The sequence below is a fragment of the Curtobacterium sp. L1-20 genome, assembly GCF_048755855.1.
In the GTDB taxonomy this organism is placed as follows: domain Bacteria; phylum Actinomycetota; class Actinomycetes; order Actinomycetales; family Microbacteriaceae; genus Curtobacterium.
In genome coordinates, this window is sequence record NZ_CP151473.1 from 930,535 (window position 1) to 956,065 (window position 25,531).

General features: G+C 72.4%; 27 protein-coding genes and 1 pseudogene. 17 read left to right on the forward strand and 11 right to left on the reverse strand.

The window, feature by feature from the left end:
- Positions 1-915, forward strand: coding sequence for a LysR family transcriptional regulator (locus tag AAEP86_RS05965; RefSeq protein WP_420369625.1), 915 nt, complete (start codon positions 1-3; stop codon positions 913-915).
- A gap of 85 nt (positions 916-1,000) precedes the next feature.
- On the opposite strand, the gene AAEP86_RS05970 is transcribed toward AAEP86_RS05965, so the two are convergent.
- The 5 genes from AAEP86_RS05970 to AAEP86_RS05990 all read right to left on the reverse strand — a co-directional run bounded on the left by AAEP86_RS05970 (position 1,001) and on the right by AAEP86_RS05990 (position 5,633).
- Positions 1,001-1,825 carry a L,D-transpeptidase family protein gene (locus AAEP86_RS05970; RefSeq protein WP_420369626.1) on the reverse strand — a complete coding sequence of 275 codons (825 nt, stop codon included), beginning with the start codon at positions 1,823-1,825 and terminating at the stop codon, positions 1,001-1,003.
- Between the two features lie 101 nt (positions 1,826-1,926).
- The gene (locus AAEP86_RS05975; protein WP_420369627.1) at positions 1,927-3,042 is read right to left on the reverse strand and encodes a hypothetical protein; all 1,116 of its coding nucleotides are present in this window, start codon (positions 3,040-3,042) and stop codon (positions 1,927-1,929) included.
- 181 nt (positions 3,043-3,223) lie between these two features.
- Entirely contained in the window at positions 3,224-4,609 is a 1,386-nt protein-coding gene (gene purB, locus AAEP86_RS05980; protein WP_420369628.1) for an adenylosuccinate lyase, read from the reverse strand.
- Positions 4,606-5,118 (reverse strand): low molecular weight protein-tyrosine-phosphatase, encoded by a 513-nt coding sequence (locus tag AAEP86_RS05985; RefSeq protein WP_420369629.1) that lies wholly within the window; start codon positions 5,116-5,118, stop codon positions 4,606-4,608. Before AAEP86_RS05985 ends, purB begins: the two co-directional genes overlap by 4 nt.
- Positions 5,119-5,234: 116 nt before the next feature.
- Positions 5,235-5,633 (reverse strand): phage holin family protein, encoded by a 399-nt coding sequence (locus AAEP86_RS05990; RefSeq protein ID WP_420369630.1) that lies wholly within the window; start codon positions 5,631-5,633, stop codon positions 5,235-5,237.
- Positions 5,634-5,704: 71 nt separating this feature from the next.
- Here AAEP86_RS05990 and AAEP86_RS05995 point away from each other — a divergent pair, with 71 nt between their 5' ends.
- The 5 genes from AAEP86_RS05995 (at position 5,705) to AAEP86_RS06015 (ending at position 11,317) form a co-directional block, all read left to right on the forward strand.
- Positions 5,705-6,784, forward strand: a complete 1,080-nt coding sequence (locus AAEP86_RS05995; protein ID WP_420369631.1) for a histidinol-phosphate transaminase — start codon at positions 5,705-5,707, stop codon at positions 6,782-6,784.
- A gap of 23 nt (positions 6,785-6,807) precedes the next feature.
- Entirely contained in the window at positions 6,808-7,944 is a 1,137-nt protein-coding gene (locus AAEP86_RS06000) for a thiamine pyrophosphate-dependent dehydrogenase E1 component subunit alpha (RefSeq protein ID WP_420369632.1), read from the forward strand.
- 86 nt (positions 7,945-8,030) lie between these two features.
- Entirely contained in the window at positions 8,031-8,990 is a 960-nt protein-coding gene (locus AAEP86_RS06005) for an alpha-ketoacid dehydrogenase subunit beta (RefSeq protein ID WP_420370450.1), read from the forward strand.
- 40 nt (positions 8,991-9,030) lie between these two features.
- The gene (locus tag AAEP86_RS06010) at positions 9,031-10,632 is read left to right on the forward strand and encodes a dihydrolipoamide acetyltransferase family protein (protein ID WP_420369633.1); all 1,602 of its coding nucleotides are present in this window, start codon (positions 9,031-9,033) and stop codon (positions 10,630-10,632) included.
- 109 nt (positions 10,633-10,741) lie between these two features.
- Positions 10,742-11,317 (forward strand): GNAT family N-acetyltransferase, encoded by a 576-nt coding sequence (locus AAEP86_RS06015; protein ID WP_420369634.1) that lies wholly within the window; start codon positions 10,742-10,744, stop codon positions 11,315-11,317.
- Positions 11,318-11,463: 146 nt separating this feature from the next.
- Here AAEP86_RS06015 and AAEP86_RS06020 read toward each other — a convergent pair whose 3' ends face one another.
- The 4 genes from AAEP86_RS06020 to AAEP86_RS06035 form a co-directional block, all read right to left on the reverse strand.
- On the reverse strand, positions 11,464-12,744 hold the full coding sequence (locus AAEP86_RS06020; RefSeq protein ID WP_420369635.1) for an alpha/beta hydrolase: 1,281 nt from the start codon (positions 12,742-12,744) through the stop codon (positions 11,464-11,466).
- Positions 12,741-14,771, reverse strand: coding sequence for a bifunctional lysylphosphatidylglycerol flippase/synthetase MprF (locus AAEP86_RS06025; protein ID WP_420369636.1), 2,031 nt, complete (start codon positions 14,769-14,771; stop codon positions 12,741-12,743). The genes AAEP86_RS06020 and AAEP86_RS06025 overlap by 4 nt, the downstream gene beginning before the upstream one ends.
- Positions 14,772-14,895: 124 nt before the next feature.
- Complete coding sequence (locus tag AAEP86_RS06030; protein WP_420369637.1) at positions 14,896-16,098, reverse strand: sensor histidine kinase; 1,203 nt, start codon at positions 16,096-16,098, stop codon at positions 14,896-14,898.
- Positions 16,091-16,729 carry a response regulator transcription factor gene (locus tag AAEP86_RS06035; protein WP_420369638.1) on the reverse strand — a complete coding sequence of 213 codons (639 nt, stop codon included), beginning with the start codon at positions 16,727-16,729 and terminating at the stop codon, positions 16,091-16,093. Before AAEP86_RS06035 ends, AAEP86_RS06030 begins: the two co-directional genes overlap by 8 nt.
- A gap of 106 nt (positions 16,730-16,835) precedes the next feature.
- Between AAEP86_RS06035 and AAEP86_RS06040 the strand changes: the two genes are divergently transcribed.
- Complete coding sequence (locus tag AAEP86_RS06040; RefSeq protein WP_420369639.1) at positions 16,836-17,570, forward strand: GntR family transcriptional regulator; 735 nt, start codon at positions 16,836-16,838, stop codon at positions 17,568-17,570.
- 60 nt (positions 17,571-17,630) lie between these two features.
- On the opposite strand, the gene AAEP86_RS06045 is transcribed toward AAEP86_RS06040, so the two are convergent.
- Positions 17,631-18,083, reverse strand: coding sequence for a PTS sugar transporter subunit IIA (locus AAEP86_RS06045; protein WP_420369640.1), 453 nt, complete (start codon positions 18,081-18,083; stop codon positions 17,631-17,633).
- A pseudogene (locus AAEP86_RS06050) lies at positions 18,080-18,319 on the reverse strand (PTS transporter subunit EIIB); the annotation flags it as partial. The pseudogene AAEP86_RS06050 and the gene AAEP86_RS06045, both read right to left, overlap by 4 nt.
- Before the next feature lie 174 nt (positions 18,320-18,493).
- Here AAEP86_RS06050 and AAEP86_RS06055 point away from each other — a divergent pair.
- From AAEP86_RS06055 to rpsN, 10 genes are all read left to right on the forward strand, one after another.
- Positions 18,494-19,762 (forward strand): PTS transporter subunit EIIC, encoded by a 1,269-nt coding sequence (locus AAEP86_RS06055; protein ID WP_420369641.1) that lies wholly within the window; start codon positions 18,494-18,496, stop codon positions 19,760-19,762.
- Positions 19,763-19,866: 104 nt separating this feature from the next.
- On the forward strand, positions 19,867-20,778 hold the full coding sequence (locus tag AAEP86_RS06060) for a metal ABC transporter solute-binding protein, Zn/Mn family (protein WP_420369642.1): 912 nt from the start codon (positions 19,867-19,869) through the stop codon (positions 20,776-20,778).
- A 65-nt stretch (positions 20,779-20,843) separates the two neighbouring features.
- A complete protein-coding gene (locus AAEP86_RS06065) occupies positions 20,844-21,662 on the forward strand; it encodes a metal ABC transporter ATP-binding protein (RefSeq protein ID WP_420369643.1) in 819 nt (272 codons plus the stop codon).
- Positions 21,662-22,600 (forward strand): metal ABC transporter permease, encoded by a 939-nt coding sequence (locus tag AAEP86_RS06070; protein ID WP_420369644.1) that lies wholly within the window; start codon positions 21,662-21,664, stop codon positions 22,598-22,600. The genes AAEP86_RS06065 and AAEP86_RS06070 overlap by 1 nt, the downstream gene beginning before the upstream one ends.
- Positions 22,597-23,025 carry a Fur family transcriptional regulator gene (locus AAEP86_RS06075; protein WP_420369645.1) on the forward strand — a complete coding sequence of 143 codons (429 nt, stop codon included), beginning with the start codon at positions 22,597-22,599 and terminating at the stop codon, positions 23,023-23,025. Before AAEP86_RS06070 ends, AAEP86_RS06075 begins: the two co-directional genes overlap by 4 nt.
- Before the next feature lie 45 nt (positions 23,026-23,070).
- Positions 23,071-23,616 carry a hypothetical protein gene (locus tag AAEP86_RS06080; RefSeq protein ID WP_420369646.1) on the forward strand — a complete coding sequence of 182 codons (546 nt, stop codon included), beginning with the start codon at positions 23,071-23,073 and terminating at the stop codon, positions 23,614-23,616.
- A 10-nt stretch (positions 23,617-23,626) separates the two neighbouring features.
- Entirely contained in the window at positions 23,627-24,322 is a 696-nt protein-coding gene (locus AAEP86_RS06085; RefSeq protein ID WP_420369647.1) for an alpha/beta fold hydrolase, read from the forward strand.
- A 386-nt stretch (positions 24,323-24,708) separates the two neighbouring features.
- A complete protein-coding gene (rpmB, locus tag AAEP86_RS06090) occupies positions 24,709-24,945 on the forward strand; it encodes a 50S ribosomal protein L28 (protein ID WP_022903747.1) in 237 nt (78 codons plus the stop codon).
- The gene (gene rpmG / locus AAEP86_RS06095; protein WP_022908193.1) at positions 24,945-25,115 is read left to right on the forward strand and encodes a 50S ribosomal protein L33; all 171 of its coding nucleotides are present in this window, start codon (positions 24,945-24,947) and stop codon (positions 25,113-25,115) included. Before rpmB ends, rpmG begins: the two co-directional genes overlap by 1 nt.
- Positions 25,116-25,117: 2 nt before the next feature.
- Positions 25,118-25,423 (forward strand): 30S ribosomal protein S14, encoded by a 306-nt coding sequence (rpsN, locus tag AAEP86_RS06100; RefSeq protein ID WP_071293225.1) that lies wholly within the window; start codon positions 25,118-25,120, stop codon positions 25,421-25,423.
- Positions 25,424-25,531: the final 108 nt, after the last annotated feature.

Genomic DNA, 25,531 nt, shown 5'->3' on the forward strand with positions numbered 1-25,531 from the left:
ATGGCCGACTTCGACGTCCAACTGCTCGGGGTACTCCGCGAGCTCGCCGAACGGGGCAGCGTCACGGCCGTCGCCGCGGCCACCCACCGGACGCCGAGCGCGGTCTCGCAGCAGCTGCAGACCCTCCAGCGCCAGGTGGGCCGGCCACTGATGGAACGCGTGGGTCGCGGGGTGCGGCTGACCGACGACGGCCGGGTCCTCGCCGACCTCGCCGGTGGGGTGGCGACGGCCATCGCGACGGTGGACGCCGCGTGGCGGGAGCACCTGGGCGGAGCCTCGGGACGGGTCGGCCTGGCCGTCTTCCCGTCGGCGGCGGAGCTGTTGCTCCCCGGGCTCCTCTCCCGCATGCGGGAGCACCCCGCGATCGGGCTCGTGCTGGCCGACGTGGACGTCAGCGAGGACGAGTTCGGGCCGCTCGCCGCCGACCACGACGTGGTGATCGGCCACCGGCCGGACGGCGCTCCTCCGGCGGGGCGGGCAGCGCTCGAGACGGTGCCCCTGCTCCGTGAACCGCTCGACGTCGCGCTCCCGCTCGGGCACCGGCTGGCCGGACGCCACCGGGTCGGCATCGACGACGTCGTCGGCGAGGACTGGATCGGCGTCCCCGAGGGCTACCCGATCGACCGGGTCCTCACCGCGATGGCGGCCGCGACCGACACCCCGCCGAGCGTCGGCTTCCGCACCGTCCACCTCCCGGTGATCGAGAACCTGGTGGCGGCCGGGCACGGCGTCGCGCTCGTGCCGCGGTACACCTCCGGCACCCGCGCGCCGGGCCGCTTCCACCTCGCCGAGCTCGCCGACGTCCGCGCCGGGCGCCGGATCGAGGCACTCGTCCGACCGGACCGGGCGGTCCGTCCCGCGGTCCGCACCGTCCTGGAGGCGCTGGTCGCCGAGGCCCTGGACGTCACCGCCTGAGGTGGTGCGGTGGGCGGCGGGGCCGACCCGCGCCTCCCGTCCGCCACGGCGTGACGGGTCGTCGACGGGACCCGCACGGGTGCGGTCAGCGGACCTGGATCGGGGTGCCGAGCGGCAGGAGCGCCGCGAGTGCCGTGATGTCGGCGTTGTGCATCCGGATGCAACCGTGCGAGGAGTCGGTGCCGATGCTCGAGGAGTCGTCGGTACCGTGCAGGCCGATCTGCCCCGGGCCGCCGCCGAAGGAGTTCAACACGTCGGAGAACGCCGTGGTGCCGTACGCGTACGGTCCGTACCCGGCGTTGGTCGGGGCGAGCAGTTCGGTCAGCGCGAATCGCCCGGTCGGCGTCGGCGTCCCCCCGGTACCGGTCGCGACCGGGTAGGAGTGCACCACCTTCCCGTCACGGTAGAGGTCGAGGGTGTTGGTGGCCGTGGTGACGACGATCGCGTACGGGTCGGACGACAGCGTCACGGCGCTCGCCTGTACCCACCCGGTGCTGCCGTTCGGCCGCTGCGCGAGCTGGACCCGGACCCACCCGTCCTCCTGCGCCACGACGAGCAGGACCAACGGTGCGCCGGACGGCTGGGGGTTCATCAGGGTCGTGGTGACGGCGCCGCCCGGTGCCGTGTGCACGGCGACCGACGAGCCACGCGCTGCGGCGACGGTCGACGCTGCCGGAGCGTGCACGGCGTCGGTGGGGCGGCTGCTCGGGGTCGGCGTCGGCGCGGGGGCGGACGTCGGGACCGGGGTCGGCGTGGCGGAGGCCGATGCGGTCACGGACGGTGCCGGGGCGGGCGCGGCGACCGGGGCGGTCCACGGACGCAGTGCCAGCACGACGACGACGGCGGCGACGGCGATCGCGACGGCGGCGGCGAGCAGGCCCGGGCGGAGGCGTGACGACGATCGGGGCACGGTGCTGCTCCTCGGTTCGGACGTGGCGACGGCGCCCGGCGTGGTGCTGGCCGGGCGCCGTCGGACGCCGCTGCGGGCGTCGGGTGGGTGCGTGCTGCGGGTCAGCCCGTGAAGGCCGCGTTCCCGGGGACGGGGACGGCGACCGGAGCCGGTGCGGGCGTCTCCGGGTCGGTGCCCGGGGTGGCCGGGTCGGCGACGACGGTGACCGGGAAGCTGACCAGGATGCCGCTGTCGGCACCGCTGAGGGTGAGGACGACGTCCCCGGCCGGGATGCTCGAGGCGAACGTGGCCGTCCCGGAGACGTTGCCGTCCTCGTCGGCGGTGAACACCTGGTCGGCGGCCACGTACTCGAGGTCCTGCAGCAGGATCGCCGGCTGCACCTCCTCGCCCGGCAGGAAGCCGGTGGCGGTGACGCGCACGCCCGGGTCGCGGAGCGACGACTGCGTGGTCGGGGTCTGCACGCGGATGGTGCCGGTCGGCTCCGGCGTGAAGTAGGTGTTGTCGCTGTTCCGCGAGATGCCGGTGACCGTGCCGGACCCGGTCACGGTGAGCGCCCCGTAGGCGTTGATCGTGGCATCGGGCGTCGTGGCCGCGAACTGCGCCTGGAAGTCGGCGAGGGTGGCCGGCGTGCCCGCGGCGATGGTGCCGACGGCGACGGTCGCGGTCCACGTGCCGTCGACGGCGGTCGGGCCCGTGGCCGACGTGGTCAGGACGACGCTGTCGCCGGTCGCGTTGTCGGTCGAACCAGCGGTGTCGACGACCAGCGCGTAGCGGGCGTCACCGGTGGCGATGAGGTCCGCCGTGCCGAGCCCGAGGCCGTCCTCCGACGCCTTCGCGGTGCTGCGGACGTCGGTGAGGTCGGTGGTGGCGCTGCCGGTCGTGGCGTGCGCGAGGAGCGTCGCGGCGGGGAGCGTGGCGCCGCTCGCGCCGAACGTCGGCGTGCCCCCGGTGGTGAACCAGGTCGAGGGGAACGCTCCCGTCGTCCAGGGCGTCACGTCCGCGGCGCCGACCCACTCGGTGCCGATGGGGGTCGCTGCACGGCTCTGTGGTGCCGCCTTCGTCGTGGGTGCCTCACCAGCGGAGCCGGTGATGGCCTGCTGCGACGCGGTGGGCGTCGGGGTCGGAGCGCCCTCGGCCGTGGCGACGCCCGGGAGGGCGACGAGGGCGGCTGCGAGCGCGGTCACCGCGGCGGCGGTGGCGATGGTGGTACGGCGCATGGAGTGACTTCCGGTTCCGGCACCCGAGCGGGGTGCAGCGCGGACTCGGTTGCGTCCTCCGCGTCGTCGCGGTCCCCCCGGCGTCCTCGGCCAGCCTACGTGAGGAGGTGTCACACGTCACGTGAACGTTCGGGGACGGGTGGGCGCCACCGGCCTCGGCACGGCGCCCAGCCCGGACGGCTCAGACGTCGAGGTGGTCGACCAGCTCGTCCGCCAGGCCCGTGTACGTCGCCGGGGTCAGGTTCGTCAGCCGCGCCTTCGCGCCGGACGAGATGTCCAGCCCGTTCACGAACGCGACGAGGTCCGCCTGCCCGATGCGCTTGCCGCGCGTGAGCTCCTTGAGCATCGCGTACGGGTCCTCGATGTCGGACTGCCCCGCGGTGACCTCGGCACGGATGACCGTCTGGATCGCCTCGGCGAGGACCTCCCAGTTGTGGTCGAGGTCCTCGGCGAGCCGGGCCTCGTTCACGGCGATCTCGCCCAGGCCGCGGCGCAGGTTGTCGAGCGCGAGCAGCGAGTGGCCGAAGGCGACGCCGATGTTCCGCTGCGTCGTGGAGTCGGTCAGGTCGCGCTGCAGACGGCTCGTGACCAGGGTCTCGGAGAGCGTGGAGAACAGCGCCGACGAGATCTCGAGGTTCGCCTCGGCGTTCTCGAACCGGATCGGGTTGATCTTGTGCGGCATCGTGGACGAGCCCGTGGCACCTGCGACCGGGATCTGCGTGAAGTACCCCATCGAGATGTAGGTCCACACGTCGGTCGCGAGGTTGTGCAGGATGCGGTTGGCGTGCCGGACCCGGTCGTACAGCTCGGCCTGCCAGTCGTGCGACTCGATCTGCGTGGTCAGCGGGTTCCACGTCAGGCCGAGACCCTCGACGAACTCGCGGGACAGCGCCGGCCAGTCGGCCTCGGGGTCGGCGGCGAGGTGTGCCGAGAAGGTGCCGGTCGCGCCGGAGAACTTGCCGAGGTACTCGCCGCCCTCGATCTGGGACAGCACGCGCTCGAGGCGGTACACGACGACCGCGAGCTCCTTGCCGAGCGTGGTCGGGGTCGCCGGCTGACCGTGCGTGTGCGAGAGCATCGGCACGCTCTTGAGCTCGTCGGCCATCGCGCGCAGCGTCGCGAGCACGGCACGGTACGCGGGCAGCCAGACCTGGTCGACCGTGTCCCGCACGGTGAGTGCGTACGACAGGTTGTTGACGTCCTCGCTCGTCGCGGCGAAGTGGGTGAGCTCGGCGATGGAGTCGAGCCCGAGCTCCGACAGCCGACGTCGCACGAAGTACTCGACGGCCTTGACGTCGTGGCGGGTCGTCGCCTCGATCTCGGCGAGTTCCGCGATCTGGTCCTGCCCGAAGGACTCGACGACCCGGCGCAGTGCGGCCTTGTCGTCGACGCTGAGCGGCGACGTGGTGAACATCGCGTGGTCGGTCAGGAAGATGAGCCACTCGACCTCGACCACGATGCGTGCGCGGTTGAGGCCGGCCTCGGAGAGGTGCTCGCCCACCGTGTGCACGATCGGGTAGTAGCGCCCGTCGAGCGGGCTGATCGGCTGCGGGGGAAGGGGGGTCATGGGGCTCCCTGACGGACTGCTGGCTCGAGTTGGCGGAAGAGCGCCCGGCAGGCCCGTTCGACGGTCGAGAGCACTCGGTCGAACTCGTGCCGGTCCGCGTAGTACGGATCGGGCACGTCGGTCTGCTGGGGCCAGGCGTCGTCGTACCGCAGCAGGAGCGTCACCTTCGCGGCGTCGTCCATGGTCGGGGCCCACGAGCGCAGGATGCGTTCGTGGGAGCGGTCGAGTGCGACCACCAGATCGAGGTCCGGGAACCGGTCCGGGTCGAACTGACGGGCGCGATGCCTGCTGCCATCGTATCCGCGCGCCGCGAGTGCCGCGATCGTGCGCTCGTCGGCGGGTTCGCCGACGTGCCAGTCGCCGGTGCCGGCCGACTCCACCTGGAAGCGGTCCGACATGCCGGCCTCGGCCGCGAGCTGCGCGAACACGATGCCGGCCATGGGGGAGCGGCAGATGTTGCCGCTGCAGACGAACGAGACACGGAACGGGGCGTCGGCGTCCGTGGTCATGGGGACATCATGGCGCAGCGACGCGTGCTCCGCGACGCTGCGCCGGACGGGAGGCGCGGTGCCGGTCACGTCGTCGGCACCCGTCGGGTGGGCGGTCGCTGACGCGTCGGCCCGCGTCACGCGCGCTGACGGCGGAGCACCGGGCGGGTGACGAGCCCGATCAGCCAGGCGAGGACGGCGAGCACGAAGGCGCCGACGATGCCCCAGCCGAACGAGTCCACCTGCAGCCCGAAGCCGAACGCGTCCGAGATGCCGGCGACGATCAACAGCAGGATCGCGTTCACGACGAACGAGATCAGCCCGAGGGTCAGGATGTAGAGCGGGAAGGCCACGATCCGGATGACCGTGCCGATCACGGCGTTCACGAGACCGAACACGAACGCGACCAGCAGGAAGGTCAGCACGGTGGCGACGGTCCCGCCGTCGCCGAACGGGGTGACGGAGACGCCGCTGACGATCAGCGTGGTGAGCCAGAGCGCGACGGCGTTGACGACGAGGCGGACGAGGAATCGCATGAGCCCATGATGCCCTCCGGCACCCGCGGGGTCACCGACGGCGGCTGACAGGGTGCCGGTAGCCTGGAGTCGTGACTGACGAGCGCGTGCACATCAGGCCCGAGATCGCGGTGTTGCCCGCGTACCGACAGGGACGGCAGGCGGCGGCCTCGGCCTTCAAGCTCTCGAGCAACGAGAACCCGTTCCCGCCGCTGGCCGGCGTCGTCGAGGCCGTGCAGGCCCAGACCGCGTTCAACCGCTACCCCGACGCCACCGCCCTCGCCGTCCGCGCCGTGCTCGCGAACCGCTTCGGCTGCACCGTCGACGAGGTCCACGTCGCACCTGGCAGCGTCGCCATCCTGCACGAGCTCGCGAAGGCCACGTCCGGCCCCGGCGACGAGATCGTGTACGCCTGGCGCTCCTTCGAGGCCTACCCCGGGGTGGTCACGGTCGCCGGTGCGACGAGCGTGCAGGTGCCGAACCGCGCCGACGGTGGTCACGACCTCGACGCGATGGCGGCTGCCGTCACCGAGCGCACGCGCATGGTGATCGTCTGTACGCCCAACAACCCGACGGGCCCGATCGTCACCGGCGCGGAGTTCGAGGCGTTCATGGCGACCGTGCCGACCTCGGTGCTGGTCGTCCTCGACGAGGCCTACGCCGAGTTCGTCACCGACCCCGCCGCCGTCCGCGGCCCCGCGCTGCTCGAGCGGTACCCGAACCTCGTCGTCCTGCGCACCTTCTCGAAGGCGTACGGGCTCGCCGGCCTGCGCGTCGGGTACGCGGTCGGCCCGGCGTACGTGCTCGACGCCGTACGTGCCTGCGCGATTCCGTTGTCGGTGACCGCGCAGGGGCAGGCCGCGGCGCTCGCCAGCCTCGAGCGTGAGACCGAGCTGCTCGACCGGGTCGCCGAGCTGGCGTCCCGTCGCGACCGGATCGTCGCCGCGCTCCGGGCGCAGGGCTGGGCGGTGCCGGACGCGCAGGGCAACTTCGTGTGGCTCCCGACGGGCCAGGGCACCGCGGTCGCCGCCGAGGCGTTCGAGCGCGCGGGCATCATCGTCCGGGCGTTCGCACCCGAGGGCATCCGCATCTCGATCGGTGAGCACGAGGCTGTGGAAACGCTCCTCGAAACCGCTCGGTCGCTTGTGGGGGACCTCCAGGCAGCCGGGTAGCCGCTGCCGCTACGCTGGCCCGCATGTCATTCCGCGCCGCGGCCCCCGCGACGACCACCATCCGGCTCCTCGACCCCGAGGGCCGCTTCGTGGAGACCGACGAGAACGCCGAGTTCGCCGCCGCCGCGCGGGCGATCCCGGACGAGACCCTGCTGGCGATGCACCGCCGCATGGTCCTCACCCGTCGGTTCGACCACGCCGGTCACAACCTCCAGCGCACCGGTCAACTCGGCCTGTGGGTCCCGAGCCACGGGCAGGAAGCCGCGCAGACCGGCTCCGCCTTCGCCCTCCGCGCGCAGGACCACGTCTTCCCGTCGTACCGCGAGCACGCCGTCACCATGCAGCGTGGCGTCGAGCCGATGGAGATCATCGCGATGTACCGCGGCCAGACGCACGGCGGGTGGGACCCGGACGAGCGCGGCAACACGCACATCTCGACGCTCGTGATCGGCTCGCAGACCCTGCACGCCACGGGCTACGCGCTCGGGCAGAAGCTCGACGGCGACGTCGGCACGGGCGACCCCGACCGCGACGCCTGCTCGATCGTCTACTTCGGCGACGGTGCCAGCAGCCAGGGCGACGTCAACGAGGCGTTCGTCTTCTCCGCGTCGACCCAGGCGCCGGTCGTCTTCTTCCTGCAGAACAACCACTGGGCGATCTCGGTGCCGGTGTCGGTGCAGTCGCCGACCCCGCTGGTCGACCGTCCCCGGGGCTTCGGCATCCCGAGCGTCCTGATCGACGGCAACGACGTCCTCGCGTCCTACACGGCGTCCGTCGTGGCGACCGACCACGCCCGCAGCGGGAAGGGGCCGGCCTTCATCGAGGCGGACACCTACCGGATCGGCGCGCACACCAGCTCGGACGACCCGAGCCGCTACCGCGCCGAGGGCGAGCTCGAGGAGTGGGTCCGTCGCGACCCGATCGCCCGCTCCGCCGCGTACCTCCGCTCGAAGGGCGTCACGGACGAGCAGTTCGCCGCGTTCGACGAGGAGGGCGAGGACATCGCCGCCGACGTCCGCCGTCGGACGGTCGCCCTCACGGCGCCGTCGATCGACGTCATGTTCGACCACGTGTACCGCGAGCCGCACCCGCTGATCGCCGAGCAGAAGGCCTGGCTCCAGCAGTACGAGGCCGGGTACGAAGGGGGAGCCCACGCATGAGCACCACCGAGCAGCTCTTCGACGTCACGTTGCGCTCCCACCCGGGCGCCGGCGAGGTCCCGAGCGACCCCACCCCGACGCTGACGATGGCGAAGGCCCTGAACGCCGGACTCGCCGCGGCGATGCAGGCGGACGACAAGGTCCTGCTGATGGGCGAGGACATCGGCCAGCTCGGCGGCGTCTTCCGCATCACCGAGGGCCTGCAGGACCGGTTCGGCCCCGAGCGCGTCCGCGACACCCCGCTCGCCGAGGCCGGCATCATCGGCACCGCGATCGGGCTCGCCCTCCGCGGCTACCGTCCGGTCGTCGAGATCCAGTTCGACGGGTTCGTCTGGCCGGGCTTCGACCAGATCACCTCGCAGCTCGCGAAGATGGCGAACCGGCTGCCGGCGCACATGTCGCTGCCCGTCGTCATCCGCATCCCCTACGGCGGTCACATCGGCGCCGTGGAGCACCACCAGGAGTCGCCCGAGGCGTACTTCGCGCACACCCCGGGTCTCCGCGTGGTCAGCCCGAGTACGCCGAACGACGCCTACTGGATGATCCAGGAAGCGATCGCCTCGAAGGACCCGGTGGTCTTCCTCGAGCCGAAGTCCCGCTACTGGCCGAAGGGCCAGGTCGACCTCGTCGACGGCCACGTCCCCATGCACACCACCCGGGTCGCCCGGACCGGCACCGAGGTCACCCTCGTCGGTCACGGCGCGATGGTGGCGACGCTCATGCAGGCCGCCGAGATCGCGGAGTCCGAGGGCACGAGCTGCGAGGTCATCGACCTCCGCTCGATCTCGCCGATCGACTGGGAGCCGCTGCTGGCCTCCGTCCGCAAGACCGGACGACTCGTCGTCGCACAAGAGGCCTCGGGCTTCGTGAGCGTCGGCAGCGAGATCGCCGCGACGGTCGCCGAGAAGGCGTTCTACACGATGCAGGCGCCGCCGCTGCGGGTCTCCGGCTTCGACGTGCCGTTCCCGGTGTCGAAGCTCGAACACCTGCACCTGCCGGACGCCGACCGCGTCCTCGAGGCCGTGGACCGCGCCCTCGCCTACTGACCCTGCTGACCGAGTTCGACCAGACCGCGAAGGAGCCGTAGTGGCCGCCGCCGAATTCCCCCTGCCCGACGTGGGCGAAGGCCTGACCGAGGCCGAGATCGTGCAGTGGCGCGTCGCGATCGGGGACGAGATCGCCGTCGACCAGGTGCTCGTCGAGATCGAGACGGCGAAGTCCCTGGTCGAGCTGCCGTCGCCGTTCGCCGGGACGGTGACCGGTCTGCTCGTGTCCGAGGGCGACACCGTCGAGGTCGGGAAGCCCATCATCCGGGTCGACTCCGACGCGTCGGTCGCGTCCGGTGCGGCCCTCTCGGCCCCTGCCGAGCAGCCGGGAGGCCCGGCGCCCGTCGCCGCCTCCGCCCCGGTCTCGCCGGTGGTCGCGTCCACCCCGCCGGCCCCCGCCGCCGCGTCGGCCCCGGTCGCGCAGACCCCTCCGGCTCCCGCGGCTGCGCCGGCACGCGCCGCTGCACCCGCACCGGCCGCGTCTGCTGCTGCCGCACCGGCTGCGCCGGCGCAGCCGGTCGCCGTCGACGCCACCGTCCAGGGCACGGACGAGTCCTCCGGCGCCGTCCTCGTCGGCTACGGCTCCGCGACCTCGGCACCGTCCCGCCGCAAGCCGGGCGCCCGCCGGGCCGCAGCACTCGCGGCCGAGGCGAGCCGCGCCTCCAGTGCGGACGCCGCAGCAGCGGCCGAGGCCGCCACCGGGACCGACCCCGGCGAGGAGCGCACCGCCGAGGCGATCAGCGCGCTCGGCTCCGGGTCCGCCCGCAAGCAGAGCACCGCGACCAACGTCCTCGCGAAGCCGCCCATCCGGAAGCTCGCGAAGGACCTCGGGGTCGAGCTCACCGAGATCGTCGCGACCGGGCTCGCGGGCGAGGTCACCCGCGACGACGTCATCCGCCACGCCAAGCAGGCGAGCGTCTTCCGGAACATCGAGACGCCCGAATGGGGCGAGGTGCGCAGCGAGACGATCCCGGTCAAGGGCGTCCGCAAGGCCATCGCGACCGCGATGACCAGCTCGGCGTTCACCGCGCCGCACGTCTCCCTGTTCGTCGACGTCGACGCGACCCACACGATGGAGTTCGTCAAGCGCCTGAAGGCGTCGCCGACGTTCGCCGGCGTGAAGGTCTCGCCGCTGCTCATCGTCGCGAAGGCCGTCATCTGGGCGGTCCGTCGGAACCGCTCGGTGAACTCGACCTGGACCGACCGCGAGATCATCGTCCACCACTTCGTGAACCTCGGCATCGCCGCGGCGACCCCGCGCGGGCTCATCGTGCCGAACATCAAGGACGCGCAGGACATGTCGCTGCTCGAGCTCGCCCAGGCGCTCGAGGAACTCACGATCACGGCCCGCGACGGCAAGACGACGCCGGCGCAGATGGCGAACGGCACCGTGTCGATCACGAACATCGGTGTGTTCGGCATGGACACCGGCACGCCCATCCTCAACCCCGGCGAGGTCGCGATCGTCGCCATGGGCACGATCAAGCCGAAGCCGTGGGTCGTCGACGGCGAGGTCCGCTCGCGCATGGTCACGACCATCGGCGCGTCGTTCGACCACCGGGTCGTCGACGGTGACGTGGCGTCGCGCTTCGTGCACGACGTCGCCTCGGTGCTCGAGGAGCCCGCGCTCCTGCTCGACTGAGCGCGGCGCGGGCGCGTTCCGCTCCCTCCGGATGCGGAGAACCGCTTCCGGACCGCAGTCGTCGCGCGCCGTTCACCCCGATGTCGGTGGACGGCGGGAGGATCGACGCATGGTCCACCAGCTCCTGATGCCCTCGCAGGAGATCCGAACGGATCGCCTCCTGCTCACCCCGCTCACGCCGACGGACATCGACGACGTCCACGCGGTGTTCTCCGACGCACGGACGTGGACCCACCTGCCCGGCGGACGGCACACCACCCGCGCCGCGACCGTGGACCTCGTCCAGCGGGGCATCGGCGGACGGGCACGGCACGGCCTCGGCGCGTGGGCCGTGCGGTCGGCGTCGGACCACGCGTTCCTCGGCATCGGCGGCGTCGACATGACCGCCGCCGGGGTCTGGAACCTCGGGTACCGGCTGACGCCGTCGGCGTGGGGCAACGGCTACGCGACCGAGCTCGCCCGCGCCGCGGTCGCCGCCGCGCACGACACCGCGCCGGACGCGCCCGTCACCGGTCGGGTGCTGACCAACAACCCGGCGTCCGCGGCCGTGCTCGACCGCGTGGGGCTCTCGCTCGTGTGGCAGGGCTCCACCGCCAGCCCGCTGCCGGACGGTGTGGAGCGCCAGGTCTGGTCCGACCGGGCGGTGTCACGGACCCAGCGGGCCTGGCTCGTCGCCAACGCCTGAGTTCGATCGGTTCGTCGTCGCCCGCAGTGCGCCGGCGACGACCGTGCAGAGCACGAGGAGCGCGCCGGCCACCGGTGCCGTGACGACCGGTCCGAGGCTCAGCACCAGGACCGCCACGAACGCGACCACGCCCACGACGACGTGCCTCACCGCAGTGCTCCGAACAGCGCGTCGGCCTCGTGCGGCAGCTCCTCGCGCAGCGACCACTGCACGGTGTTCCAGTCGTGGCCGCTCCCCGGTGCGAAGGCGGTCGTGGTCCGTGCCCCGGCCTTCCGTGCCGCGGCGCCGAGGGTTCGGGCGTTCGCGCTGAAGGCCCGGTCCGACGACCCGGCGGTGAGCCAGAGCGCGTGCCCGCTGAGGCCGTTCGCCCGCATCTGCGCGATCGGCGCCGCTCGCTCCCACGCCCGGACGGAACCGCCGAACGCCTGGTCGGCGCTGTGTCGGGCGTTCTGGTCGATGGGCTGGAGCTCGCTCGAGATCGCGAGTGCCGCGCCGAAGCGGTCGGGGGAGCCGGTGACGAACTGCATCGCGCACGTCGCCCCCTGGGAGAACCCGACGAGACCCCACGCGCGGCGGTCCGGCGTCACGGGCAGGTGCGACCCGAGCCACGCCGGTACGTCCTGGGTCACGTACGTGGCGGCGTTCCCGAGGCGGGAGTCGACGCACATGGTGTTCCGGCCCGGCGCCGAGAGCTGGTCGACCGAGACCACGATGGGCGCCCGACCGTGGTGCGCCGCGGCGTACGCGTCCAGCACCCGCCCCAGCTGCCCGGCCGTGAACATGTCGCTCGGCGCACCGGGCTGCCCGGAGAAGGCGAGGACGACGGGGAGCGGAGCCGGGTCCCGGACGAGGGCGGCTGGAGGCAGGTACACGATCGCGGGGCGGGCAGGGAAGCCGGACCGTGTGCCGGGCACGTCGACCGTGCGGACCTCGCCGACGGCGGGCAGCGTGGTGGCGGGTGTGGCGTGCAGGTCGAGCTCGGGGTACGGGTCGCTCTGCACCACCGTGCCGAGCGTGGGGTACTTGGCGAACTCGACGTTGACGCCGAGCGCGGGGACGAGGAGCGCCGCCGGCACCAGCACGATCGCGAGCGCCCGGCGCCAGCGGTGGCCCTGCACGATCCCGACGACTGCCAGGCCGAGCGCCGCGGACGCGATGGCGATCCACATCCTGGTGACCGGGCTGAGCGCGACGCCGAACACGTTGAGGAGGTCGCTGAGGACCCAGCACACGACGAGGACGACGACCGCGGCGACGACGGCGACCAGCGCGCGGAGCCCGGTGGCCCGCCACGCCGGACGGCTCCGCCACGACCGCACCGCCGGCAGCAGCACCACGACCGCGAGCGCGGCGAACGCCACGTCCGCCGGGATGAGCTTCGACGGCGCCTGCAGCTGGGTGGCGAGGAGCCACTCGGTCGCGTTCACGACCCGGACGCGGCCCGGGCCGGGGCGACGGGTGCCGCCGACCGGTGTGCCTGCCGCAGGGCCCAGAGGTGCTTCGGACGGAGGCCGGGGACGTACGCGCCGGCCAGGGCGCGGGCGACCCGGGGGACGTGCAGCGGCGTCGGCACCACGATCCAGAGCGGTTCGTGGCGCGCGCCGAACTTCTCCTTGAAGCGCTGGAGGGACCGGAAGCCGTACACGGGCTCGAGCAGCCGCGCGACGAGGAGCGACCCGCGGGCGACCAGGGAGCGGGCGTCGGCGTGGGCGGCGAGCGGCGTCCCGGACAGGCTGACCGTGGTGAGGCCGGCGTCGCGGGCACGGAGTGCGGTCCGGGCGATGAGGAACTCCATCACGCCGGGCATGCCGTCCTCGCCGCGACGCATCACGTCGAGCGTGTAGCCGGTCAGCGTGCCGTGCTCGTACACCGGCAGCCAGCTGGTCACCGCCGTCACGTGCCCGTCCGCCGCGACGGCGAGCACGAGGCGGACGTCGGGGTCGTCGAGTTCGCGGAAGCCACCGAGGGTGAAGCCCATCTCGGGCAGTCGTCGGTCGGCGGCCCAGCGGGTGCAGATCGCCTCGACCTCGGCCCGGCGGTCGACGTCCAGGGCGTCGAGGGTCGTCCACTCGTCGCGCACGCCCTCGCGGTCGGCGCGGTTGGAGGCCGTGCGCAGGTCCTGTCGCTTCTTGCCGCGGAGGTCGAAGGTCGTCACGTCGAGCACGGACTCCACGCCGACCGGCAGGGCGGTCCACCCCTCGGCGGCGAGGATCTCGCGCACCGGCTCGTGGACGCTCGTGAACGCCGGCACCCAGCCGTTCCGCTCGCAGAACGCGGTGAAGGCGGCCACCACCTCGGCCCGGTCCGCGGCGGCGCACGCCGGGTCCGACACGGTGAGGGCGACCTCGCCACGGACGCGGTACGCGACGGCGCCGAGGCCGGCAGGGTGCGTCCACGTGGCGTTCCCGTGCCAGGTGCCCATGTGGCCGAGGGTCCCCGCGTCGCCGTCGCGGAGCATCTCGACGAGGTCGTCGCGGCAGCCGCCTGCGGCGCGGAAGCGGGCGCGGACGAGCGTGCCGCGCAGCGCGATGACGACGAACAGCACGGCCGCGGGGACGAGCCACGCGCCGAGCAGCGTGACCTGCCACTCGATCGCGTCGAGTCCGAGGCCCTGCCACTGCACCGCGTCGTCGGTCATCGGTTCGATGAGGAAGACGTCGGCGAGCACCGCGGTGAGCGTGACGAGGACGACCACCGCCAGCACGACGCCGGCTCGTCGACCGCGCTGCACGAGCCAGGCCGACGCGAGCAGGAGCAGGCCCACCACGACGACGGCGCGGTCGCTCATGGCGTCCGCGAACAGCGAGAGCACGCCGTCGGGGTCCGGCACCACGAGGGTCACCAGGGTGCCGGCGCCGAGCGCGATGAGCGTCGCAACGACCCAGGTCCGCGCGCTGACGGCGTCACGGGTGGTGCGCGGGTGCGGTCGGGAGGCGCGGCGCACGACGGCCGCGCCGGCTGCGGTCCCGATCAGGGTCGCCAGGGCGCGCGCCAGGTCCGACCCGTGACCGGCGAAGAGCACCAGCGTCAGCACGACCGTCCAGAGGGCGGCCCGCGTGCGCCAGCGGTGCTGGGCCGGCATGGCCGCCGAGGCGGCGCCGAGGAGCGCGGCCGCGACGATCGACGGGGCGAAGAGCGGCTTCCCGACGGCGAACTCCGCGTGGGCCTCGCCGAGCGCCGACCCGATGGTGACGGTCAGGAGGGTCCCGAGCACGCCGAGCGCGGGGGCGGCGGTCCCGATCACGAGGGTGCGCAGCGACCCGAGGGACCGTTCGGCGAGGACGGTCGCGAGCACGACGGCGACGAGCGCGAGGGCGGCGACGGGCGGGTGGTGCGGGAAGTCCGGTTCGGCGTGGGCCATCCGCGCGGTGACGACGAGGACCGCCGCCGCGAGGGCGACGGCGACGGAGACCGGGAAGCGACGGAACCGTCCGAGGAGCGCTGTGTGTGCCACGGTGCCATCCCAGCGGATCCGCGCGTCGCGGACATCGACCCCCGGCGTGAACCGTGGTGGCCGATCGGCCATCCGGGGTGGCCTGGAGGATGACGTCGCGCCGCCGTGCGTGCCGCCGGGCGGATCAGACGGCTCGCGGCGCGGGAACGTGCTCGACGGGCAGGCGCAGGTGCAGGGCGAACCCGTCGTCCGGCTGCGGCCCGGACTCCATGCTCCCGCCGAGGAGCGACGCCCGCTCCCCGAGCCCGATCAGGCCGAGCCCGGAGCCGGGCAGCTCCAGTCGCTCCGACCGTGCCGGCCCGTTGACGACGTCGACGAGCACGTGGTCACCGTGGAGCCGCCCGCTCACCCGGACGGTCGCGTCGGGTGCATGCTTCCGGACGTTCGTCAGACCCTCCTGCACGAACCGGTAGACCGCGCGTTGGAGCGGCTGGGCGAGGGTGTCGGGCAGGTCCACCGTGCAGCTGGTCTCGAGCCCGCTCTCGGCGACGAGCCGCGGCAGGTCGGCGAGCACCGGCTGCGGGGCGATCTCGCGGTCGGTGCCCCCGGAGGCCCGGAGCACCTGGACCATCTCGCGCAGTTCCTGCAGCGTCACGACGCAGAGCTGCCGGATGGTCCGGGCGAACCCGCGCTCGGCCTCGTCGCGCCCGGCCATCTGCATGGCGCCGGCCTGCACGGCGATCAGGGTGACCTGGTGCGAGACGACGTCGTGCATCTCGCGGGCGAGGAGTGCCCGCTCGCGGGACAGCGCCACCGCCGCGGCCTGACGGCGTTCGTCCTCGCGGGCACGTCGCGACTCGGCCAGCTGCTCGGTGAGGCGCGCGCGGGTCTGGACGAGCAGCCCGACGGCGAGCGGCCCGAGCGCGAAGATCAGCGCGTAGACGACCGAGACCACGATCTCGTCGAGGGTCTGCGGCGGACCGACGAACCCGCTGAACCCCACGAACTGGACGAGGGCCGCGACGAGCATCAGCCACCGGCGTCCGGTGCGCTCGCCGAGGGTGAACAGCGCGACGCTGGCGGCCACCACGGCGGACCCGACGAACAGCCCGGGCATGGTCAGCGCGAACGCGAGCACCGGGAAGCGACGGCGCAGGAGGAGTGCCGCCGCGGCGAGCAGCGACAGCCCGGTCTCGACGGGCGTCGCCCCCGAGATGTCGAGCACGGCGTCCGCGACGGCCGCCGCGACGAAGAGCACGTCGACCAGCCACCACGGTGCCCGGTGGGTGCGGGTCCACCGCAGCCCGACGTCGACGAGGTGGTCGAGCCTGGCGTCCGTCGCCGCGAGCACCCGACCGATGCGGGCGGCCGTCGCCCGCTCAGCCATCGAGGAGTCCGGCCTCGGCGGCGCGGAGCGCGAGCTGGACGCGGGTCGGGACGGCGAAGGCCGCGAGGAGGGCGCGGACGTCCTCCTTCACGGTGCCGGTGCTCACACCGAGGCGCGCCCCGATGTCCGGGTTGCTCGCCCCGTCGGCGATGAGCCGCAGGACCGCGCGCTCACGGTCGGACAACGCCGGCGGGGGCGGGGCGGCCGACGCGTGCCCGGTGAAGAGCCGGGAACGGTCGACGCCGGGCGCGAGCACGACCCCGCCGCGTGCGAGGACGCGGACGTACTCGGCGAGTCCCTCGGGGTCGGTGTCCTTGAGCAGGAAGCCGGCGGCACCGAGCTCCATCGCCCGGCCGACGTACTCGTCCGTGTCGAAGGTCGTGAGCATCGCCACCGCGGGCGGTTCCGGGAGGGTCTGCAGCTGCTCCAGGACCTCGAGGCCGTTCACCCGCGGCATCCGGACGTCGAGCAGCACGACGTCGGGCGTGTGCTCACGGATCACCTGGACGGCGTCGAGGTCGCCGGTGGTGGCGACGACGTCGATGTCCGGCGCGGCGCCGAGGATGAGCTCGAAGCCGTAGCGGACGAGCGTCTCGTCGTCGACGATCACCACGGTTGTCACGGCCGTCATCTTGTCATGCGCGTTGGTGTTCACGGAGGGACTCGCTACTGTGATGGCAACTGGTCATGTCCGCGCATGACCACTGCCCAGGACCAGTGACGGAGCACGAGGGACCATGACGAGTCGCATCACCGAGGGTGCCGAGCCGAAGCACCAGCAGCTGCGCCGCATCCTCCTCGAGCTCGCGACCTCCCGCCTCGCACCGGGTGCCGCCATCCCCTCCGAACGCCAGCTGATCGCCGAGTACGGGGTCTCGCGGATCACCGTGCGCGAGGCGCTCGGCCAGCTCGTCAACGAGGGGTACCTCGAGCGGGTGCGCGGCAAGGGCACCTTCGTTGCACACCGTCCCGTGCAGTCCACGCTGCACCTCGCGTCCTTCACCGAGGAGATGCGCGCGATGGGGCACGTGCCGACCACGGTGGTGCTCGTCCGCGAGGAGCGGGTGCCGCCGACGGACACCGTCGCGGCGCTGCGGCTCGACGCGGACGTCACGGCCTTCCACGTGAAGCGTCTGCGGATGGCGGACGGGGCGCCGGTGTCCATCGACGACGCCTGGCTCGTCGCGGACGCGTTCCCGGGGCTCCTCGACCACGACCTGTCCGGTTCGGTCTACTCGATCATCGCGACCGAGTACGGCACCCCGATCGACCGTGCGCAGCAGACGGTGGCGGCGAACCCCGCGGCGGACGACGTCGCGACGCTGCTCGGCACGAAGACGGGCGCCCCGGTCCTCGAGTTCGACCGGGTGTCGTACGCGGGGGACCGGCCGGTGGAGCACACGCGCTCGTGGTACCGGTCGGACCGGTACCGCGTGCAGATGGAGGTCACCGCGTCGCAGGCGGTCGCCTAGGGCCGACCGGCTCGCCCGGCACCCCGGGCGCGCTGCTCAGGCCTCGAACGGCCGCGCTGCTCAGACCTCGAAGAGGGTGTCGCCGTCGCGGACGGTCGTGCCCACCGTGTCCTGCGGCACGGAGTCCGGCGTCGAGCCGAGCACCACGACCGGGCAGATCGGGGAGTAGCCGGCCGCGGAGATCACCGACGGCGTGAACCGCACGATCGGGTCGCCGGCGCTGACCGTGTCGCCCTCGGCCGCGAGGAGCTCGAAGCCCTCGCCGGACAGCTTCACGGTGTCGATGCCGACGTGCACCAGGACGTCGGTGCCCGCGGCGCCCTGCATCGCGAACGCGTGCGGGTGCAGCTTCACGATCGATCCGTCGACCGGCGCCACCGCGGTGACCGCGCCCTCGACGCCCGTCGGGTCGACCGCGACGCCCGCGCCGACGAGCTGCCCGGCGAAGACCGGGTCGGGCACGTCGGCGAGGGCCACGACCGGGCCCGCGAACGGGGTCCGGACGGTCGTCACAGCTCGTCCTGGATGTCCTGCGCGAGGTTGTCCGCCACCGTGCCGACGATGACCTGCCAGCCGGTGCCGCCACCGATGACGGCCTGGGCGCCCGCGGCCTGCAGGGCGGCCTTGTCCACGAGGTCGCCGTCCTCGACCTCGACGCGGAGGCGCGTGATGCAGCCCTCGACCTCGTCGATGTTGTCGGCGCCACCCAGCGCGGCGATGATGTCGGCTGCCTTGATGTCGGCCATCGTTTCCTCCTCGTTGCGGGTTCTCGGACCAGGTTGACACCGGACCGGTCTCGGTTCAGACTACGGAACTGGTCATGACCGGACAGGACCGGACCTGGCGATACGCCGAGGGTACCTGCGCCGGCTGCGCGACTCAACTCACCCCGACAGCTCCACCCGATGACGAGAGGACCTCCGATGAGCGCCACCACTGCCACGGACGTGCCGGAGAAGAAGAAGCCGAAGAAGCAGTCCAGGCTGTTCGCGAACGCGCAGCGCCTCGGCCGGAGCCTGCTCCTGCCGATCGCGGTCATGCCGGCCGCGGGAATCCTCAACCGCATCGGCCAGCCGGACCTCCTCGGCGCGATCCCCGGCTTCGAGACCGGCGCCGGCGTCATCTCGGCCGCCGGCCAGGCGATCTTCACCTGGCTCCCGCTGCTCTTCGCCGTCGGCATCGCGATCGGCTGGGCGAAGAAGTCGGACGGCACCACGGCGCTCGCCGCCGTCGTCGGCTACATGGTCATGTACCAGGTCTTCGCGGTCATGTCGCCGGTCGTCCTGGCGGGCGTGAAGGACGCGAACGGCGACCAGGCCACGATCAACTACGGCGTGCTCGGCGGCATCGTGATGGGGCTGGTCTCGGCCGTGATGTGGGAGAAGTTCCACCGGACGAAGATGCCCGACTTCCTCGGGTTCTTCTCGGGGCGTCGCCTCGTCCCGATCCTGACGGCCGCCGCCGGGCTCGTGATCGCGGTCCTGATGTCCTTCGTGTACCGCTACTTCGACATCGCGCTCACCGCTGCCGGGACCGCCGTGGCGGACAACGCCGTCATCGGTGGTGGCATCTTCGGGTTCGCGAACCGCATGCTCATCCCGATCGGTCTGCACCAGCTGCTCAACTTCTTCCCGTGGTTCCAGCTCGGCAGCTTCACCAACGCGGCCGGTGACATCGTCCACGGTGACATCCCGCGCTTCCTCGCCGGCGACCCGACCGCGGGCATCTTCCAGACCGGCTTCTTCCCGATCATGATGTTCGCCCTGCCCGCCGGCGCCCTCGCCATCTGGCGCAACGCGAAGCCGCACAACCGCAAGCTCGTCGGCGGCATCATGCTCTCGGCCGCGCTCACCTCGTTCGTGACCGGCATCACCGAGCCGCTCGAGTACTCGTTCATGTTCGTGGCGTTCCCGCTCTACGTCATCCACGCGGTGCTCACGGGGACGTCGCTCGCCCTGGTGAACGCACTGGGCATCCACGACGGGTTCTCGTTCTCGGCCGGTGCGATCGACTACGTCCTGAACTTCGGCAAGGCGGACGGCGCGATCTGGCTCATCCCGATCGGCCTCGGGTACGCGGTCGTCTACTACTTCCTCTTCAGCTTCGTGATCAAGAAGTGGAACCTCCGGACCCCGGGTCGCGAGGAGGACACGATCGCCGAGAACACGATCGAGGCGGCTACCAAGCCGTAGTCGTCACCCACGGGAGGCGCGGTGCCGGCTGGCACCGCGCCTCCCGTCGTCTCCGGTGAGACTGGTTTTGACAACCGTTATCAACTAGCCCTACGCTCAGACGCATGCCGAACCGCCTCCTCGCCCTGCCGCTCGTCCTCGGCGCCGCCGCCCTCGCCCTGACCGGGTGTGCGACCTCGTCCGGGTCCGGTGGCGGGTCGGGCGACGACACGGTCCGGGTCGTCGCCTCCACGAACGTCTACGGCTCGATCGTCGAGGCGATCGGTGGCGACCACGTCGCGGTCACGAGCATCCTGGACGACCCGTCGCAGGACCCGCACTCGTTCGAGTCGAGCGCGACGACCCAGCTCGCGGTGTCGAAGGCCGACCTCCTCATCGAGAACGGCGGCGGCTACGACGACTTCATGACCACGCTCGCCGACGCGTCGGACACGAAGGCCGACACGATCAACGTCGTCAAGCTGTCCGGGTTGGACGAGGGCGGCGACGCCGAGTTCAACGAGCACGTGTTCTACAGCTACCCGACGATGGTGAAGCTCGTGGCCGACGTGTCGAAGCGGCTCGGCGAACTCGACAGCGCGGACAAGGCCGAGTTCACGAAGAACGCCGCCGCGCTGACGACGAAGCTCGAGGGGCTCGAGTCGGAGACCGCCGACCTCAAGACGAGGTACGCGGGCGAGAAGGTCGCGTACACCGAGCCGGTGCCTGGCTACCTGTTCGACGCGATCGGCCTCGACAACGTCACCCCCGAGGCCTTCTCCGAGGCGATCGAGGAGGGCGACGACGTCCCGCCGGCCGCGCTCAACGACACCCTCAAGCTGTTCTCGAAGGGGACCGTGAAGCTCCTGGCGTACAACGACCAGACCTCCAGCCCGGAGACCGAACAGGTCAAGAAGGCGGCGGACGACGCCGGCATCCCGGTCGTCGGCGTCACGGAGACGCTCCCGAAGGGGGAGGATTACGTCTCGTGGCAGCAGGCGAACATCGACGCGGTGCAGGCGGCGCTCCAGAAGTGACGGCCGTCTCCCCCCGGACCTCCGAGCGGACCGCCACTGCCCAGCGCGGCAGTGGCGGTCCCGCCGTGCTCGAACTCCGTGACGCGGAGCTGTCCTACGGCGCCCGCCGGCTCTGGTCGCACCTCGACCTCGACCTCGCGCCCGGCGAGTTCGTCGCGGTGCTCGGCCCGAACGGTGCCGGCAAGACCTCGCTCCTCCGCACCGTCCTCGGCCAGCAACGGCTGACGAGCGGCACGATGTCCTTCCTCGGGCAGCCGGTCCGACGGGGTTACCGGAAGATCGGCTACATCCCGCAGCAGCGCCTCATGGACGCCGGCACCCCGCTCCGCGCACGCGACATGGTCGCGCAGGGCGTCACCGGCTCGCGGTGGGGCGTGCTCCCCGCCAGCCGCGCCGAGCGGGCACGGGTCGACCGCATCCTCGACGAGGTCGGTGCCACCGCCTTCGCCGACGCCCCGGTCGCCGAGCTCTCCGGCGGCGAGCAGCAGCGCACCCGCGTCGGACAGGCCATCGCCGCCGATCCCGCGCTGCTCCTCTGCGACGAACCCCTCATCTCGCTCGACCTGCGCCACCAGCGCGGCGTGACCGAACTCATCGACCGCCAGCGTCGGCAGCAGGACGCCGCGGTGCTGTTCGTCACCCACGACGTCAACCCGATCCTCGACGTGGTCGACCGGGTCCTCTACATCGCCGGCGGTCGGTTCCGGATCGGGTCGCCCGACGAGGTCCTCCGCGCCGACGTCCTCAGCGACCTCTACGGCACGCCCGTCGACGTCGTGCGGACCATGGGGCGGATCGTCATCGTGGGCGCCACGGACGCCGCGCACGACCACCACTGCGACCCGGACCCGCACGCTCCGGCGCCGGACGAGGGGCGGATCTGATGGACGTCTGGTCGACGGTCTTCTCCTTCCAGGACTACGGCGAGCTCGTCGTGCTCGTGCAGAACTCGATCTGGGCGGGCGCGGTGCTCGGCATCGTCGGCGGCCTGATCGGTCCGTTCGTGGTCGCACGGAACATGCCGTTCGCCGTGCACGGCATCTCCGAGCTGTCGTTCGCCGGTGCCTCCGCGTCACTGCTGCTCGGTGTGAACGTCGTCACCGGATCGCTCGTCGGGTCGGTGATCGCCGCGCTGCTCATCGGCGTGCTCGGTTCCCGGGCCCGCGACCGCAACTCGATCATCGCGGTCCTCATGCCGTTCGGCCTCGGCCTCGGGATCCTCTGCCTCGCGCTGTACAAGGGTCGTGCGGCCAACAAGTTCGGTCTGCTCACCGGGCAGATCGTCTCGGTCGACAACCCGCAGCTGACCTTCCTCATCGTCATCGCCGCGATCGTCGTGGCGACGCTCCTGGTGATCTGGCGCCCGCTGATGTTCTCGTCGGTCGACCCGGACGTCGCAGCGGCGGCCGGGGTGCCGGTGCGGACGCTCGCGCTCGTCTTCATGCTCGCGCTCGGCCTCGCCACCGCGGTGTCCGTGCAGATCGTCGGCGCCCTGCTGGTGCTCTCGCTGCTCGTGACACCGGCGGCCGCGGCCCTGCGCCTCAGCTCGCACCCGGTCGTCGTGCCGATCCTGTCGACGGTCTTCGCCGTGGTGTCGGTGGTCGGCGGGATCCTGCTCGCGCTCGGTGGCGGCCTCCCCATCAGCCCCTACGTCACCACGATCTCGTTCGTGATCTGGGTCGTGTGCCGCATCGTCGGCGGGCGCAGGGACCGCCGCGGGCGCGACCGGATCGCGGACCGCGACCAGCACGACGGAGGCGCACCGCGCCTCCAGGCGGACGCGTCGGCCGACGCGAGCCGCCAGGAAGGAGTGACCGCATGAACGCCGTGCAGAAGCCGAAGCGCAATACGTGGCAGCGGGAGGCGGTGCGCACCGCGCTCTCCGGGACCGAGGGGTTCGTGAGCGCCCAGGCGCTCCACCAGCACCTCCGCGAGGACGGGTCGACCATCGGTCTGGCCACGGTCTACCGGGCGCTCGCCGACCTGGCCACCGAGGGGGACGCCGACTCCCTGCAGCAGGACGGCGAGTCGCTGTACCGGGCGTGCACGACCGACGCGCACCACCACCACCTCATCTGCCGCAACTGCGGGCGCACGGTCGAGATCGAGGCCGACCCGGTCGAGCGCTGGGCGCAGGACGTGGCGGCGGCGAACGGCTTCTCGAACGCCAGCCACGTCGTCGACATCTTCGGCGAGTGCGCGGTCTGCACCGCGGCGCGCACCGGCGTCCGGGGCGAGACCGACTGACGCCGACGCCGACGCCGACCGGTACGGTCTGACCGAGGGGGACGGATGAGCGACGGCATCACCACGTGGGGTGGCACGGCATCGCGGACCGACGCGCAGCCGCTGTTCGTCGTGCGGCGACCGCGCTGGCACGGGCTCGGCTTCGAGGTGCTCGGCTGGGCGGTGGTCCTGGTCGGCATCGTGACCGCGCTCGGGGACGCGTTCTCCGGCAGGCCCACCGCGCTGCTGTACGCCGGCTTCTCGGTGTTCTTCTTCTGCGGGTTCGGCGGCCTGCTCGTGCTGTGCGGCGTGCTGCTGGTGAGCTCCCGGGTGCGCGGGTACGACGACCACCTCGACGTCCGGGTCGGCCTCGGGCGGACCCGTCGCGTGGAGGCGGCCGACGTCGTCCGCCTCCGGTTCGTGCTGCAGTCCACCGGCGGTGGCCCGACCTTCACCCGGCTGACGGCGCGGAACGCCCGGCGGCGGAAGCTGTTCTCGGTCTTCACCGTGTACCGCGGCTACGCCGAGCTCGCCGAGTGGCTGGAGACGCGGTGTCCGGACGCCTGGCGCGAGGGTCGTCCGGACCCCGCCGGTGTCGGTGACGACGAGTAGTGTCCGCCGCATGCACGTGATCCTGGTCCCCGGCTTCTGGCTCGACGCGTCCGCGTGGGACGACGTCGCCCCGGTCCTCCGTGCCGCCGGACACTCGGTCGAGGCGGTCACCCGCGACGGCGACACCCTCGACGAGCAGGTCGCCGCACTCGTCGAGAAGCTCGACGACGTCGCCACCCCGGAGGAGCCGGTGGTCGTCGCGGGCCACTCCGGCGCCGGACCGATCGCCTACATGGCCGCCGACCGCCGCCCCTCGCTCGTCGCGCACCTGCTCTACGTCGACACCTTCCCCGGGCCGGAGGGCGGCTGCGTCAACGACGAGCTGCCCGTGGTCGACGGGGTGGTGCCACTGCCGTCGTGGGACGTCTGGGAACCGGCGACCGTCCGTGGCATGACACCGGAGCTGCGCGAGGCCTTCGAGCACCGGGCGATCCCGGAGCCCGCGGCCGTGCCCTCTGACCGCTTCCACTACACCGACGCCGCGCGGCACACGATCCCGGCGACGGTCATCACGTGCGAGATCTCGGCCACGGACCTCGCGACCATGGTGGCCGACCACCAGACCTGGGCGGCCGAGCTCGTCGCGACCGAGGACCTGTCCATCGTGGGGCTGGACACCGGCCACTGGCCGATGTTCACGGCGCCGCAGGAGCTCGGCGCGCTCATGGTCCAGGCGCTCGCGCCGACGCCGACTGACGGGCCGTAGCGCAGGCGCGCCGGGCGTGCGCGTCGGAGACCGCCGCGGGCCGCGGGCCGCGGGGCGGGGGTCGGTGGGCGGTGGGCTTCGGGCGAGCCTGCACGTCCGAGCCGCGCCGCGCCTCCAAGCCGGCGAGCGTGGTTTGCGACACGCCCGGTCATCGCGTACTGTTGACCCTTGGTTCTCCGCGTCCACGCGGCGGACCCGTTGTTCCAAGCCCTCCGACCGTCGCGAACGCCGCGGTCGCGCGGTGCTCACGGTCCCTTCGACAGGGTCCGCGGGCCTGGGCGGTGCGCACAACCCCCTCGCAACCCGTTCCGACGGACCTGCGCGTGTGCACCAGGCAAGTGACCTTGGGAGCGGCCGTCCGGTCGCTCGGTACTCAGGAGGAAACCATGGCAGCAGTGTGCCAGGTGACCGGAGCCACCCCCGGCTTCGGACACAACATCTCGCACTCGCACCGCCGGACGAAGCGTCGCTTCGACCCGAACGTGCAGAAGAAGACGTACTACGTGCCCTCGCTTCGTCGTAACGTCACGCTCACGCTCAGCGCGAAGGGCATCAAGGTGATCGACGCACGCGGCATCGAGTCCGTGGTCAAGGATCTCCTCGCCCGTGGGGAGAAGATCTGATGGCCAAGAAGGGTCAGGACGTTCGTCCGATCATCAAGCTCCGCTCCACGGCGGGCACCGGGTTCACCTACGTGACCAAGAAGAACCGTCGCAACAACCCGGACCGTCTCGTGCTCAAGAAGTACGACCCGGTGATCCGCAAGCACGTCGACTTCCGTGAGGAGCGCTAAGCATGGCGAAGAAGAGCAAGATCGCGAAGAACAACCAGCGTGCGGTCATCATCGCGCGCTACGCCGAGCGTCGTCTCGAGCTGAAGAAGGCCCTCGTGGACCCGAACGGCACCGACGAGTCCCGTGAGGCCGCCCGCGTCGGTCTGCAGAAGCTCCCGCGCGACGCGTCGCCGGTGCGCTACCGCAACCGCGACGCCATCGACGGCCGCCCCCGCGGTCACCTCGGTGAGTTCGGCATCAGCCGTGTCCGCTTCCGCGACATGGCCCACCGTGGCGAGCTGCCAGGCATCACGAAGAGCTCCTGGTAAGCACCGCACCACCGAACGCCCCGTCACCCCAGTGGTGGCGGGGCGTTCGCCGTTCCCGCTGCGGGCCGCGTCCGGCCGATCGCTTTCGGGGGACATCTTCGTCACATC